This is a genomic window from Neoroseomonas lacus (assembly GCF_014644535.1).
In the GTDB taxonomy this organism is placed as follows: domain Bacteria; phylum Pseudomonadota; class Alphaproteobacteria; order Acetobacterales; family Acetobacteraceae; genus Neoroseomonas; species Neoroseomonas lacus.
The window spans coordinates 36401-50176 of record NZ_BMKW01000013.1 but is presented as its reverse complement, the minus strand read 5'-3'; the positions used below and the strand labels follow the sequence as shown (position 1 = coordinate 50176).

Annotated in this window: 13 protein-coding genes; 5 read left to right on the top strand and 8 right to left on the bottom strand. The window is 68.8% G+C overall.

The window, feature by feature from the left end; genetic code table 11:
* Positions 1 to 175: 175 nt before the first annotated feature.
* The 7 genes from IEY36_RS23455 to IEY36_RS23425 form a co-directional block, all read right to left on the bottom strand.
* Positions 176 to 982, bottom strand: a complete 807-nt coding sequence (locus IEY36_RS23455) for a 3'-5' exonuclease (protein WP_188971454.1) — start codon at positions 980 to 982, stop codon at positions 176 to 178.
* Between the two features lie 18 nt (positions 983 to 1000).
* Positions 1001 to 2143, bottom strand: coding sequence for an MFS transporter (locus IEY36_RS23450; RefSeq protein ID WP_188971452.1), 1143 nt, complete (start codon positions 2141 to 2143; stop codon positions 1001 to 1003).
* A 319-nt stretch (positions 2144 to 2462) separates the two neighbouring features.
* Entirely contained in the window at positions 2463 to 4067 is a 1605-nt protein-coding gene (locus IEY36_RS23445; protein WP_188971450.1) for a GMC family oxidoreductase, read from the bottom strand.
* Positions 4064 to 5056, bottom strand: a complete 993-nt coding sequence (locus IEY36_RS23440) for a Bug family tripartite tricarboxylate transporter substrate binding protein (RefSeq protein ID WP_188971448.1) — start codon at positions 5054 to 5056, stop codon at positions 4064 to 4066. Before IEY36_RS23440 ends, IEY36_RS23445 begins: the two co-directional genes overlap by 4 nt.
* A gap of 69 nt (positions 5057 to 5125) precedes the next feature.
* On the bottom strand, positions 5126 to 5758 hold the full coding sequence (locus IEY36_RS23435) for a DUF1345 domain-containing protein (RefSeq protein ID WP_188971447.1): 633 nt from the start codon (positions 5756 to 5758) through the stop codon (positions 5126 to 5128).
* On the bottom strand, positions 5758 to 6738 hold the full coding sequence (locus IEY36_RS23430; protein WP_188971445.1) for a threonine ammonia-lyase: 981 nt from the start codon (positions 6736 to 6738) through the stop codon (positions 5758 to 5760). The genes IEY36_RS23435 and IEY36_RS23430 overlap by 1 nt, the downstream gene beginning before the upstream one ends.
* A complete protein-coding gene (locus IEY36_RS23425; protein ID WP_188971443.1) occupies positions 6735 to 7856 on the bottom strand; it encodes an NAD(P)/FAD-dependent oxidoreductase in 1122 nt (373 codons plus the stop codon). The genes IEY36_RS23430 and IEY36_RS23425 overlap by 4 nt, the downstream gene beginning before the upstream one ends.
* A gap of 158 nt (positions 7857 to 8014) precedes the next feature.
* Between IEY36_RS23425 and IEY36_RS23420 the strand changes: the two genes are divergently transcribed.
* The 5 genes from IEY36_RS23420 to IEY36_RS23400 all read left to right on the top strand — a co-directional run bounded on the left by IEY36_RS23420 (position 8015) and on the right by IEY36_RS23400 (position 13242).
* On the top strand, positions 8015 to 9376 hold the full coding sequence (locus IEY36_RS23420) for an ABC transporter substrate-binding protein (protein WP_188971441.1): 1362 nt from the start codon (positions 8015 to 8017) through the stop codon (positions 9374 to 9376).
* A gap of 74 nt (positions 9377 to 9450) precedes the next feature.
* Complete coding sequence (locus IEY36_RS23415) at positions 9451 to 10413, top strand: carbohydrate ABC transporter permease (RefSeq protein WP_188971439.1); 963 nt, start codon at positions 9451 to 9453, stop codon at positions 10411 to 10413.
* A complete protein-coding gene (locus IEY36_RS23410; RefSeq protein ID WP_188971437.1) occupies positions 10414 to 11310 on the top strand; it encodes a carbohydrate ABC transporter permease in 897 nt (298 codons plus the stop codon).
* Between the two features lie 70 nt (positions 11311 to 11380).
* Positions 11381 to 12481, top strand: coding sequence for an ABC transporter ATP-binding protein (locus IEY36_RS23405; protein ID WP_188971435.1), 1101 nt, complete (start codon positions 11381 to 11383; stop codon positions 12479 to 12481).
* Positions 12482 to 12483: 2 nt separating this feature from the next.
* On the top strand, positions 12484 to 13242 hold the full coding sequence (locus IEY36_RS23400) for an SDR family oxidoreductase (RefSeq protein WP_188971433.1): 759 nt from the start codon (positions 12484 to 12486) through the stop codon (positions 13240 to 13242).
* 60 nt (positions 13243 to 13302) lie between these two features.
* On the opposite strand, the gene IEY36_RS23395 is transcribed toward IEY36_RS23400, so the two are convergent.
* Positions 13303 to 13620: a hypothetical protein gene (locus IEY36_RS23395; protein ID WP_188971431.1), complete on the bottom strand. Its 318-nt coding sequence runs from the start codon at positions 13618 to 13620 to the stop codon at positions 13303 to 13305.
* Positions 13621 to 13776 lie beyond the last annotated feature (156 nt).

The following is a 13776-nucleotide window of genomic DNA, read 5'->3' as shown; positions in this document are numbered from 1 at the left end:
GCGCGCGCCTTGCCCGGTACCAGGCGTATTGCCGGGTCTTGTGCCCGGGACGGCCTCTTCCTTCTTGATACGCCCGCTGGACCCGGCGCCAACTCAAGGTGTCCAGAGGCCTTTGGCGGGCTTGGCGGCACCGCCGCCAAGGTGAGGAGAGGGGCGGCGACTCTCTCCGTGCGCCTCACCCGACGGCGAGCCGTTCCGCCGCCTCCGCATGGTCGGCTAGATGCGCCTCCGCCCGGTGTTCCTCGAGATAGGTCGCGAAATCGGTGAAGGAGGCGCGCGCCTGGTCCGGCGGCAGCGCGCCCGTCGCCTGCCAGAAGCGCAGCAGCAGCAGCCAGGTCGCCGCGACATCCGTCTCGCAATATTCGGCAACTTCGGCGCCGCGCCCGGCGGCCATGGCCGGTTCCACCTCCGACCCATGCATGCCGGCCTTGGCGGTCAGGCCGAGCAGCGCGCAGGCCTCGGTCAGCGATGGCATGGGGGAGGCGCGGAAGCCCGAGAGACGATCGGCCAGGTCGATATGGTCCTTGCCGTAGCGATAGCCGTAGTCCCGCCCATTGCCGCCGTGCAGGGAGGGCATCGCCACCCCGGTCGCGATGGCGCGGTAGCGCAGCACCGGCAGGTCGAAGCCGGAGGTGTTGAAGCCGGCCAGCATCGGCGCCGGACGCTGCGCCAGGGTGCGCTCGAACAGCGCGAGGATCTCGGGCTCGCTGGTGTCGCCGAGATGGCGCGCGGCCAGGCGGCGGGTACGCCACGGGCCTTCCATGTCCTCGCGGTCGGCGACCAGCAGCGCGAGGCAGGCGATGGCGTGCAGCGGCGGCTTCAGGAAGGTGGTCGCGGGGTCCTGCCCCTCGCGTGCGTATCGGGCGCCGAGGCGCGTGCGCAGCGCGGCATCATCCAGCCCGTCGGCCTCCTCGCCAAGCATGGCGCGGCCGGCGGTCAAATCGGGGATGGTCTCGATATCGAAGACGACAACGCGCTGCATGGCGCCATGCTGCCCGCGCTATCGCGCGCGGCGCAACAGCAGCGCCGCCAGCAACACGCTGAGCACGACCATCGCTACCCAGAAGCCGGCCAGCGCGGTCGGCGCGCCCAGGGCGTCGACGGCCAGGCCGGTCAACAGCGGCGGCACGCAGAAGCCGGTATGGGCTACCAGGAAGACACCGGCGGCGGCGCGGGCGCGGTCCTCGCCCGAGGCAGCCTCGGACGCCGAGGCCAGCGCGCCGACGAACAGGAAGCCATAGGCCGCGCTGCCGACCAGCGCCCCGCCCACCAGCAGCGGCAGCAGCGCCGCGTGCAGCGTGCCGAAGATCACCAGCCCCGCCCCCGCCACGAGCACCGGCAGGCCGATCAGCGAGGCGCGCCGCGCCGGCAACTTGCCCACCGCCTGCTGCATGAGCGTGCCGACCAGGATCATGAAGCAGATGGCGAGCGGCCCCAGCCGGGGATGCCCGGATGCCGCCAGCGCCGCCGGCACCGAGCTGAGCGTCACCCCCGTCACGCTCCAGGCGGCGAACATGCCGAAGCTGGTGGTCACGGTGCCGCGCGGGAAGGCGGGCACGCGCAACCAGGCGACGCGCGCGGCCGGCGCGCGGTCCGGCAGGCGCGCGACCAGCGGGACCAGCAGTGCGATGGCGGCGAGGTGGATCCAGAAGGTGACCGGCGGTTCGCTCTCCCCCAGCAGCCACAGCGCGGTGAGCGTGGCGAGCCCGCCGGCGGCGAAGGAGCCCGCTGTGGCGAAGGCCGTCACCCGCGCCGCGACACGACCGGCATCCGGCCCGCCCGCGAGTTCCGCCGCCCAGGCGGTGGCGCCGCCGGCGACCAGGCCGATCGCCAGGCCCTGGCAGGTGCGCGCGACGGCCAGCGCCGGTAGGCCCGGGGCGATGGTCAGCGCCGTGGTGGCCAGGAACGCCAGCGCCATCGCGGCGAGCAGGCAGGGCTTGCGGCCGATGCGGTCGGACAGGCCGCCGAGCAGCGGGGCGGTGATGATCAGCGTCGTCGCATAGGCGATGAAGGCGAGCGCGAGGCCACCCGCGCCGCCACCGCTGCGCGCGGCATAGGTGGTGAAGAGCGGCATGGGCAGGGTGGTGGCGGCGCCGATGACGAAGACGGCGGCGCCGATGGTGGCAACGGGGCGGGTGATCATGGCCGGCTGGCGCGGCTCGAAGGGGCGCCGCCCCCTATGCTCGAGGACCGTGCTGTTGTTGGGTTGAACCGGAGAGGGCTTTGCCCCCTCCGGACCTCCCCCACCAAAGGCCTAAGGGCCTCTGGACACCGATACGGGGCGTTAGGCGTGGGGGCTTGTGTGCGGGAACGAAAGCCGCTTTGGGCGGGGTGCGAGACTGGGCGGCGGTCCTGGCTGTCATGCTGGGCACCAAGTAACGGATTCCAAAGGCCTCGGGCCTTTGGTGGGGTGGTCTGGAGGGGCAAAGCCCCTCCGGCCTTTCCTCCGCCCGGCGAAGCCCTCACGCCGCTGCCTTGATGAACGCCGCCGCGCGCTCGGCGACCAGCATCACCGCCGGCTGAATGTTCGGCGACGGGATCAGCGGGAAGGCCGAGGCATCCGCCACGCGCAGCCCGGCGATACCGCGCAGGCGCAATTCCGGATCGAGCACGGCCATCGGGTCGCTGCCCATCTTCGCGGTGCCACAGGGGTGGAAGACGGTCCCGGCCGTGGCGCGGATGTTCTCCAGCAGCGCCTCGTCGGTGGTCGCTCCCGGGCCGGGGCGGAGTTCCTCCTCGATCAGCGCGGCGAGCGGCGCCTGGGCGGCGACCTTGCGGCCGAGATGCGCGGCACCGAGCATCACGCGGATGTCGTTCGGATGGTCGAGGTAGTTGGCGCGGATGCCGGGCTTGTCGGCGGGGTCGGGGGATTTCAGGAAGACCTCGCCGCGGCTGTCGGGGCGGCAGACGCCGTAGTTGAACATGAAACCGGGGAAGTCGTGCAGTCCGGCCTCGTAGGAAAAGGTCGAGAAGTTCACGAAGAGGAACTGGATCTCGGCTTCCTCCGCGCCGGTCGTGACGCGGGCGAAGGCATTGGCCTCGCCGGCGCCGATCGCCAGCGGGCCGGTGCGCGAGAGCAGGTAGTCGAGCCCCATCTTCGCCTGGCGCAGCGGGGATCGCATGATCTCGTTCAGCGTGCCGCAGGGCCTGGTGCGGTAGATGAACTTCGCGACCAGATGGTCCTGCAGGTTGCGGCCGACGCCGGGGCTGTGATGCATCACCGGGATGCCCAGCGCCTGCAGCGCCGCGCCATCGCCGATGCCTGACAGCATGAGCAATTTCGGCGTTTCGACCGCACCCGCCGAGCAGACGATCTCGCGCGTGGCGCGGAAGGTGACGGGCTGGCCATTCTGCCGCGCCTCGACGGCGGTGGCGCGGCCGTTCTCGACGACGATGCGCGTCGCCAGCACGCCGGTCTCCACGCGCAGATTGCCGCGCGCCATGGCGGGGCGGAGGTATTCCTTCGCCGTCGATGACCGCCGGCCGCCATTGACGTTGAGTTGCACCGGGCCAGCGCCGTCGATCGGCTGGCCGTTGTTCCAATCGGCATTGCGCGGCAGGCCGGCGGCGATGCAGGCCTCGACGAAGGCATCGGCCCCTGGCGCCATCCGGCGCGGTTCGCGCACATGGATCGCGCCCTCGGCGCCGCGCGACGGGTCGGGCGTGCCATCCCAATGTTCGATGCGGCGGAAGACCGGTTCGACATCGCGGTACGACCAGCCGGTCGCGCCCGATTGCGCCCAGCGGTCATAGTCGTGCGGGGACCCGCGCAGGAAGACCAGGCCGTTCACGCTGCCGGAGCCACCCAGCACCTTGCCGCGCGGCCAGTGGATGCGACGATCGTTCAGGTTGGGTTCGGCTTCGGTTTCGTAACGCCAATCGTATTTGCCGCTGCCATAGAGCTTGGCATAGCCGGCCGGTAGGCTGATCAAGATGTCGCGGTCGGGCGGCCCGGCCTCGAGCAGCAGCACGCGGCAGCCGGGGTCCTCCGACAGCCGCGCGGCAATGATGCAGCCGGCGGACCCGCCGCCGACCACGATGATGTCGGCTTCAGTCGTGTCGGTCATTCTTCCAGCCGTAGGTTCGTGCGGTTGACGTATTCGCGCCAGGTCGTCTGTTCGGTGGTGAAGAAGGTGCGCGCCGCCTCGGCGGAGTTGTCGGCATCCCACGGGTCGAGCGCGGCGATCAGCATGCGCTCGCGCAGCGTCGCATTGGCGAGCGATTCGCGTATCGATTTGTTGAGCTGTTCGGTCACGGCCGCCGGCATGTTCGGCGGGCCGATGATGGCGTACCAGTTCACCAGATCGAAGCCCGGGACGCCGCTTTCGGCCAGGGTCGGAATTTCCGGGAAGGATGGCGAACGCTGCGCCGAGGTCACCGCGATGCCACGCACGCGCCCGGCACGGATCTGGGTGAAGGCGGATGCCAGCGCCGCGGTGCCCCAGGCGGTCTCGCCACGCGCGATGCTTTCGACCATCTGCCCGCCCGAGCGGTACGGCACATTGGGAAACTTGCCGCCGCGACCGAGGCCGTTGACCAGCAATTCGGCGGCAAAATGCGTGGCATTGGCGACGCCGGAGGTGGCGAAGGGCAGCGTCTCGGGGTCGCTGCTGCGCAACTGCGCCACGAGTTCCTGCGCGGTGCTCGCGGGGAAGTCGTTGCGCGTGATGACGACATAGGGTGTGGTCGCAACCATCGCCACCTGGGTGAAATCGGCCACCGGGTCATACGGCGTGCCGCGTCGCAGCGCGTGTGGCAGCAGCCCGTGCGAGGAGCTTTCGGTCAGCATCAGCGTGTAGCCATCCGCCGGCTGGCGGCGCAGCCAGTCCGAAGCGATGCGCCCCGCCGCACCCGGCCGGTTCTCCACGACGATGCGCGCATCGGGCCCGAGGAAGCCCTGCATCCGGTCGCCGACCAGCCGCGCGGCGACGTCGGTCGACCCGCCCGGCGCATAGCCGCTGACGAGATTGATGGCGCGGGAGGGGAAGGTCTCGGCGCGGACGACGATGGGCGCAGCGAGGATGGGCAGGGCCAGCAGGCTCCGGCGGTCGATCATGGCGTTTCCCTGACGGTTGTGATTATGCCGCCAGGGAAGCGCCGAACCGGGCGCAAGACAAGCCTCCCATCAGCCCGAGGCGCCGCCGGCCAACAGGTTCACCGCCAAGCCGACGATCGCCGCGTTGAAGGCGAAGGCGGCGAGGCCGTGAGCCAATACCAGCCGCCGCATGCCGGGGGAGGAGGTCGTCACATCCGAGACCTGCGCCGTCATGCCGACGGTGAAGGCGAGATAGAGGAACTCCGCCCAATCCGGCCGCTTGCTGCCGCCGGGGAAGACGATGCCGCCGGTGGTCAGCCAATAGGCGTGCGCGTAGTGCACGGCGAACAGCACATGCAGGTAGACCCAGGACACCACGATCGTGGTGATGCCGATCGGCACGGAATGCGCGGCGCGCGGCCCGCCGCCTCCGAGTTCGGAGAACACGCCGACCAGCGCGGCCAACGAGGCGGCGAGCGTCGTGCCCAGGATCACCCAGCGGCTGTCCTCGACCAGGGCGGCATGCTTGCGCAGGCTCTCCGGCGGCGTGATGACCAGGTGCCGCAGCAGCATCGTTGCATGGGTCGCCGCGCCGGCGCACCAGCCGACCAGGATGGCGGTACGCAGCGGGTATCCCGGCATCTGCGCGACCAGGCCACTGACGGCCAGCAGCACGGCCAGCGCCAGCAGCAGCGTCGGGCGCTGGCGCAGCGGCAACCGCATCAGGCGACGAGGGCGCGGGCGAAGATCGCGGGGTCGGCGTTGCCGCCGCTGATCACGACGCCGATGACGCCACCCTTCGCCGCCACCTTCCCGGCGAGCACGGCGGCTAGCGCCACCGCGCCACCGGGCTCGACCACCAGTTTCAGATGCTCGAAGGCGAAGCGCATCGCGTGGAACACCTCGGCTTCCGTCACCACCACGCCGCCGGCCAGGTGGCGATGGTTGATCGGGAAGGTCAGCGCGCCGGGTTGCTTCGACAGCAGCGCGTCGCACAACCCGCTGCCCGGCGTGGTGTTGGCGATCAGGCGGCCGGCTTCGAGCGAGCGCTTCGTGTCGTCCCAACCCTCCGGTTCGACCGCGAAGGCCTCCGCCTGCGGGGCGAGTGCCTCGAGCGACAGCACGCAGCCGGCGGTTAGCCCGCCGCCGCCGGTGCAGACCGCGAAGGCATCCAGTGCGAGGCCGAGCGCGCCCGCATCCTCGATCAGTTCGAGCGCCACGGTGCCTTGCCCGGCGATGACATGCGGATGGTCGAAGGGCGGGATGATGGTGGCGCCGCGTTCGGCGGCGAGGGCTTCGGCCAGCGCCTCGCGATCCGTGCCGTGGCGGTCATAGGGGATGATCTCCGCCCCCCAGCGGCGCGTCGCCTCCACCTTGATGGTGGGTGCGTCCGACGGCATGGCGATGGTCGCCTGCATGCCGAGCATATGCGCCGCCGCCGCGCAGCCCTGGCCGTGATTGCCGGAGGAATGCGTGACGATGCCACCGCGCCGGGCCTCGGCGGAGAGCAGCAGCGCAGCATTGGTCGCGCCGCGCAGCTTGAACGAGCCGGTGCGCTGCAGCGCCTCGGGCTTGACCAGCACGGTCGCGCCGGTGATCTCGTCGAGCAACCGGTTGCGCAGCAGCGGCGTATGGACGATGCGCCCGGCCAGCCGCGTGGCGGCGGCGCGGACATCCTCGAAAGTCGGCTGGTGTTCACTCATGCGGCGGCACTCCGGGCGAAGCGCATCGGGTCGCACAGCGGCACGGCGGCCGCAAGCGCCCCCGGGTCATTCTGCGCCACCAGCGCGGCGAGCAGCCGGCCGGCCGCCGGCGCGGTCTGCATGCCATAGCCGCCCTGGCCGACCATCCAGAAGAAGCCGGCCTCCGCACCCTGGCCGATGGCGAGGCCGCGGTCGGGTGTGAAGCTGCGCAAACCGGCCCAACGGTGTTCGATGCGCGAGACCGGGATGTCGAGCGCCTGCTGCATGCGATCGATGGCGACGGCCACGTCGTATTCGTCGGGCTGCGCGTCGCAGGGGTCGCTGTCGGTCTCGTCGGCCGGGCTGACCATCAGCTTGCGGCGCGCTTCCGGGCGGACATACCAGCCATGGCCGGCATCGCCGAGCAGTGGCCAGTCGGCGCAGTCGTGATCGCCCGGATCGATGATGCAGGCGGTGCGCCGCTTCGGCTGCAGCCCGATCGGGGCGAGCCCGGCGAGTCGGGCGACCTCGTCACCCCAGGCGCCGGCGGCGTTGACGATGGTGGGCGCGGTGAAGACGGCACCTGTCGAGGTCTCGGCATGCCATGTGCCGTTCTCGCGCCACAGCCGCCCCGCACGGCTGCGCAAGGCGAGCACGCCGCCGGCCAGGCGCGTCTGGCGCAGGAAGCCCTGATGCATGGCGGCGACGTCGATGTCGAAGCAGTCGGATTCGATCGCGGCCATGACGGCGTAGCCGGGCCGCAGCACCGGGGCCATGGCCTGGACCGCGTCGAGCGATATCTCCCGCATGTCGTCGCCCTCGGCGATCGTCGCGCGCAGATGCTCGACCTGGTCGGCCGGCGCGAGATGCACCACGGGGCGCGGACGGGCGAGCGACGCCTCGGCGAAGCCGGCGGGCGGGGCTTCGAAGAAACCGCGTGACGCGGCGGTAAGGATCCGTACATCGGCGCCGCCATAATTGCGGATCCAGATGGCGGCGGAACGCCCTGTCGCGTGATAGCCGGCACTCTCCTCCGCTTCCAGCAGCGCCACGCGATGCGTTGCGGCAAGATGCGCGGCGGCTGTCGCGCCAGCGATGCCGGCGCCGATCACGAGCACGTCGAATACATGTGTGTCCATGGCGACGGAGCCTGCGCCGGGCTCAGGATGTCGGCAAGCCGCGGGACTTACAGGTCGTAAGTGGTTGCCATGCGGCTTTTGACGCGACTAACCTTGCGTTCACCGACAAGCGGGCCCGCGCATTGAGGTCCGCCCCGGGGGAGAACGGAAGGGAAAGCATGTCCAATAACGGGATCACCCGGCGCAATGTCCTGCGCAACGGGGCTGGCGTCGTCGCCGCAGGGGCGCTCTCGGCGCCGATGGTTCACGCCCAAGGAACCGGTGGCACGTTGAAGTGCGGCTTCTGGGACCATTGGGTGCCGGCCGGCAACGGCATCATGCGCGAACTTTGCGCCGAATGGGGCCGCGCCAACCGTGTCGAGGTGAATGTCGAATTCATCACCTCCGTCGGCAACCAGAACCTGCTGACGATCAATGCGCAGGCTCAGTCGCGTAGCGGGCACGACGTGCTGTCCTTCCCGACCTGGGAGCCGGCGGCGAAGCATGAGTTGCTCGAGCCCATGGACGACGTCATGGGGCGGTTGGCCCAGAAGTATGGTGCGGTCACGCCAGCCGCCGAATATCTCGGCAAGGTTGGCGGCAAGTGGGCCGCCGTCCCGGCCGTGTCGGGGACGCAGTTGAAGCCGGCCTGCACGCGCTTCGACCTGATGAAGGAGCACGCCGGGCTCGACATGCAGGCGATGTGGCCGAACAAGGCCGAGCGCGGCCCCGGCGCCGATGGCTGGACCTGGGAAGCCTTCGCTGCCGCGGCGGAGAAGTGCAAGGCGGCCGGCGTGCCATTCGGCCTGCCGATGGGGCAGTTCACGGACGCGGTGGACTGGGTCGGCGCGCTGATGAACTCCTACGGCGCGCACATGATGGATGCGCGCGGCAACGCGACGATCCGCAACAACGCCAAGCTTCGCCAGGCCGTCGAGATGCTGGTGCGCATCTCCCGTGCGCTGCCCGACGATGTGTGGGCGTGGGACGATGCGTCGAACAATCGTGCCCTGATCTCGGGCCGTTCGGCGCTGATCTTCAACCCGCCGTCCGCCTGGGCTGTGGCCAAGCGCGACCAGCCGCAGGTCGCCGAAAAATGCTGGTACGCGCCGGCGCCGGCGGGCCCCGAGGGTCGCATGGTCGGCTACCTGCCGTATTTCTGGGGTGTCTGGTCGTTCAGCCGGATGAAACCGGCGGCGAAGGGGCTGATCGAGTTCCTGTCGGAGCGCCCGCAGGCGGAACGGCAGACCAACACCAGCAGCGGGTATGACATCCCGCCGTTCCTCTCGATGTCCGACTTCAAGATCTGGGAGACGGAAGGCCCGCCCACCGGCTTCGCCTACAACTATCCGGTGAAGCCGCACCAGAACCAGACCACGTCGGTCGCCTTCGCGCCGGCGCCGGCGGAGTTCGCCGTGCAGGCCTACAACAACGGCCTGAACACCAAGCTCATCGCGCGCATCGTCCAGGGTGGTGAGACCGTCGACCAGGCGATGGGCTGGGTGGAGCGCGAGCTGACCACGATCCGCCGCGGCGGCTGAACCGGGCACGGATAAACGGTGCGGGCGGGCGGCCATCGGCTGCCCGCCCGGCCCACTGAATCAGGGAGGTTTCAATGGCAGCCGACGGAACGCTAGCCGTACCCACCGCGGCCGGGGCAGGGTCCGGTCGTGCCAATACTCTGCAACGCTTCGCTCGGCGGCGGTCGACGATCGCCTTCCTGATGACGCTGCCATTGCTGGTTGTCGTGGTCGGTCTGGTGGGTTACCCGGCGGCCTATGGCATCTACCTGTCGACACTGAACCGCCGCATGACGGGGTTCATGGAGGGTGACTGGCTGCCCACAGGCCTCGGCAATTTCGAGATCCTGTTCGACTCCGACACCTTCTGGATGGTGGTCTGGCAGTCCTGCATCTTCGCCATCACTGCGGTGTTGCTGAAGGCGCTGATCGGCTTCTGGCTGGCGCATATGCTGCACCACATTCCGACCAAGGGGCAGCGCAAGTGGCGCGGAATGCTGCTGGTGCCCTGGGTGATTCCGCCGGCGCTGTCGACGCTCGGCTGGTGGTGGATGTTCGACCCGTCCTATTCCTCGATCAACTGGATCCTGAACATCTTCGCGGTACCCGCAGTGCCCTGGCTGGGTGAACCATGGTGGGCGCGTGCCTCGGTCATCATCGTGAATGTCTGGTACGGCGCGCCGTTCTTCATGATCATGTACCTCGCGGCGCTGAAGTCGGTGCCCGAGCAGCTCTACGAGGCCGCGGCGATCGACGGCGCCACCAGTTGGCAACGGTTGCGCTACGTCACGCTGCCGATGATGGCGAACATCATCTCCATCACCGTGCTGTTCAGCCTGATCGTGACCTTCGCCAACTACGACATCGTCCGCGTGCTGACCAATGGCGGACCGCGCGACCTGACGCATGTCTTCGCGTCCTACGCGTTCCAGGTCGGCATCCTGTCGAGCAACATCCCGCGCGGTGCCGCGGTCTCGCTGTTCATGTTCCCGATCCTGGCGGTGTGCGCCTTCTTCGTCCTGCGCGGCGTGACGCGCCGCAACAAGGAGCAGATGTAAATGTCGGCGACCGCAGCCAACCGGGGTATCCCCGGGATCTACCACAAGGCGGGCAGCCTGCGTGCCGAGCGGCGCTGGGCGTTGTGGACGGCCTATATCTCGCTGATCATCGCCTGCATCATCTTTCTCGCGCCGCCGGTCTACATGCTGCTGACCAGCCTGAAGTCGAATGCGGAGATTTCCGACCTCACGCTCAATCCGTGGCTGATCCGCTCGCCGACTCTCGAGAACTACGAGGCGATCCTCGGCAACCCGATCTTCATTCGCTTCTTCATTAACAGCGCGATCGTGACGACCTGCGTGGTCGTGCTGACGATGGTGATCTCGGTGCTCGCCGCCTTCGCGCTGGCGCGGATGCGCTTCTGGGGCAGCCAGGTGCTGGCGACCGGCGTGTTCCTCACCTACCTGGTGCCGGACACACTGCTGTTCATTCCGCTGTACCAGATCGTCGGCGGGCTCGGGCTGCTGAACTCGGTGTGGGGGCTGATCCTGGTCTACCCGACGCTGACGGTGCCGTTCTGTACCTGGATCATGATCGGCTACTTCGCCTCCATCCCGAAGGAATTGGACGAGGCGGCGCTGATCGACGGTGCCAGCTGGTCGCAGATGCTGCTGAAGATCTTCGTGCCGGTGGCGATGCCCGGGATCATCGCGGCGACGATCTTCGCCTTCACCGTCTCCTGGGCGGCCTTCGTCTATCCGACGGCCTTCGTGACCACGGCGGAATCGATGCCGCTGACCATCGGCGTCGTCTCGCAGCTGGTGCGCGGCGACACCTTCGCCTGGGGGCAGATCATGGCCGGTGCGCTCAGTGCCGCGCTGCCGCCGGTGATCATCTACGCCTTCCTGATGGACTACTACATCGCCGGGCTGACCGCCGGCGCCACCAAGGGTTAGCCGCCCGATCGCCGGAGCCCCCCGGGGCGCAGAGGCGTGATTCGGTTGGCATCAGCAATAAGGACCAAGCATGGCCCAGGTTTCGCTTCGCAAGATCATCAAGGCCTATGAAGGCGGCGTGCAGGCGGTCAAGGGGATCGACCTCGACATCGAGGACCATGAATTCGTGGTGCTCGTCGGTCCCTCCGGCTGCGGAAAGTCGACGACGCTGCGCATGATCGCCGGTCTCGAGGAGATCACCTCCGGCGACATCGCCATCGGCGGCACCGTGGTGAACGACATCCCGCCGCGCGACCGTGACATCGCCATGGTGTTCCAGAACTACGCGCTGTATCCGCACATGTCGGTCTACGACAACATGGCCTTCGGCCTGACGCTGCGGAAGTTCCCCAAGGCCGAGATCGACAGGCGGGTGAAGGAAGCCGGGCGGATCCTCGACATCACGCCGCTGCTCGACCGCAAGCCGAAGGCGCTCTCGGGCGGCCAACGGCAGCGCGTGGCGATGGGCCGCGCCATCGTGCGCGACCCCAAGGTGTTCCTGTTCGACGAGCCGCTGTCGAACCTCGATGCCAAGCTGCGCGTGCAGATGCGCACCGAGATCAAGAAAGTCCACCAGACCGTCAAGACCACCACTATCTACGTCACCCACGACCAGGTGGAGGCGATGACGCTCGCCGACCGCGTGGTGGTGATGAACCATGGCGTGATCGAGCAGGTCGGCCCGCCGCAGGAGCTGTACCACCATCCGGCGACGCGCTTCGTCGCGGGCTTCATCGGCAGCCCGGCGATGAACTTCATCCCTGCCAGGCTCGAGGAAATGTCCGGCGCGCTGCGCCTGACGCTGTCCAACGGCCAGACGCTGGAGGTGCCGGATGCCCGTACCGCGCGCTATCGCGCTCACGCCGGCAAGCCGGTGCTGTTCGGCATCCGCCCCGAGCACCTGACCGATGACAAGCCCACCGACAAGACCAACCCGGCGCCGGTGACGCTGACGCCGGAAGTCATCGAGCCGATGGGCATGGAGACGCTCGCGCATTTCAAGCTCGACGGGGCGGAGATCTCCGCGCGGCTTGATCCGGCGACGCCGGCGGCCGTGGGCGAGCCCTTGCGCCTGATCGCGCATATGGATCAGATGCACCTCATCGATCCATCCAACGACAAGGTGCTCTGAGCATGCAGCGTCTCGCGGGGAAGTCTGCCTGGGTGACCGGGGCGGGCAGCGGAATCGGCCGCGCCATCGCCATCGCCTTCGCCGCGGAAGGGGCCAAGGTCGCGCTCACCGGCCGGCGCACCGCGCCGCTCGAGGAGACGGCGGCGATGATCGGCGGCGGTGCCGTCATTGTCCCGGCGGACCTGACCGACGACAAGCAGGTCGCCGCGGCGCTGGCCAAGGTGGAGGCGACGATCGGCGGTCCCGACATCCTGGTGAACAATGCCGGGGTGAACCTGCCGAAGCGCTACATGCACCAGTTGACGCCGGAGGCGATCCGCACGCTGGTGGATGGCAACCTGACCGCGCCATTCATGACCTCGGTCGCCGTGCTTCCGGGCATGCGCGCGCGCGGTGGCGGGCACCTGATCCAGATCGCGTCCATGGCCGGGAAGGGCATCTCCTTCCTATCCGGGCCTGGCTATACGGCGGCGAAGCACGGCTTCGTCGCGCTGTCGCAGTCGATCAACCAGGAGAACGGGATTCACAACATCCGCTCCTGCTGCATCTGCCCCGGGGAGGTCGCCACCGACATCCTGAAGAACCGGCCCGAGCCGGTGCCGGCCGAGGATATCGAGCGGCTGCTGCAGCCGGAGGACATCGCCGCCATGGCGCTGTTCGTCGCCACTATGCCGCCGCGCGCCAACATCACCGAGATGCTGGTGACGCCAACCTATATGCGGCTGCTGGCGCCGCAGGCGCGCAAGGTCGCGGCGATGTAGACGAAGGCCGGGGGAGGGGAACCTCCCCCGAACCCCCACCCTTTTTCTGTGTGTTGGGGATCAGCTCATCGTCGCGAGCATGCCTGTGTCGAAATGCTCGATCTCGACGCCCAGCAGCGATGTGCCGACGACGCGGCATTCGCGCACAATGGCTTGCCCGCGATAAAGCACCAGGCGGAGGCAGTCGCCAGGACGCAGCCCGACGACGCCACCGATCACCGCATGCGTCGTGGTGAGCTGACGCAGAACGGCGTCGCGCCGTGTCCAGCCAGTCAATACCGAGCAGGTCTCGTTCAGGGTGAAGTCCCAATGCCCGCGCGGTGGCGAGGCATCGGCGTATGTTGGGCGCAGATCATGCCGCCCGGGCATCGTGGTCATTGGGGCCTCCTGCCGCCAGATGCGCTACGGAACGTGCGCCGGCCCAGGCTGAGGCAAAGAGTTTAACGAATGGCTTTCAAGCCGCGATGCTGACAGCGGGCGATCGCCGCATGGATATGCACCATGGCGTTGATGACGGCACGCTTCCTGTCAGAG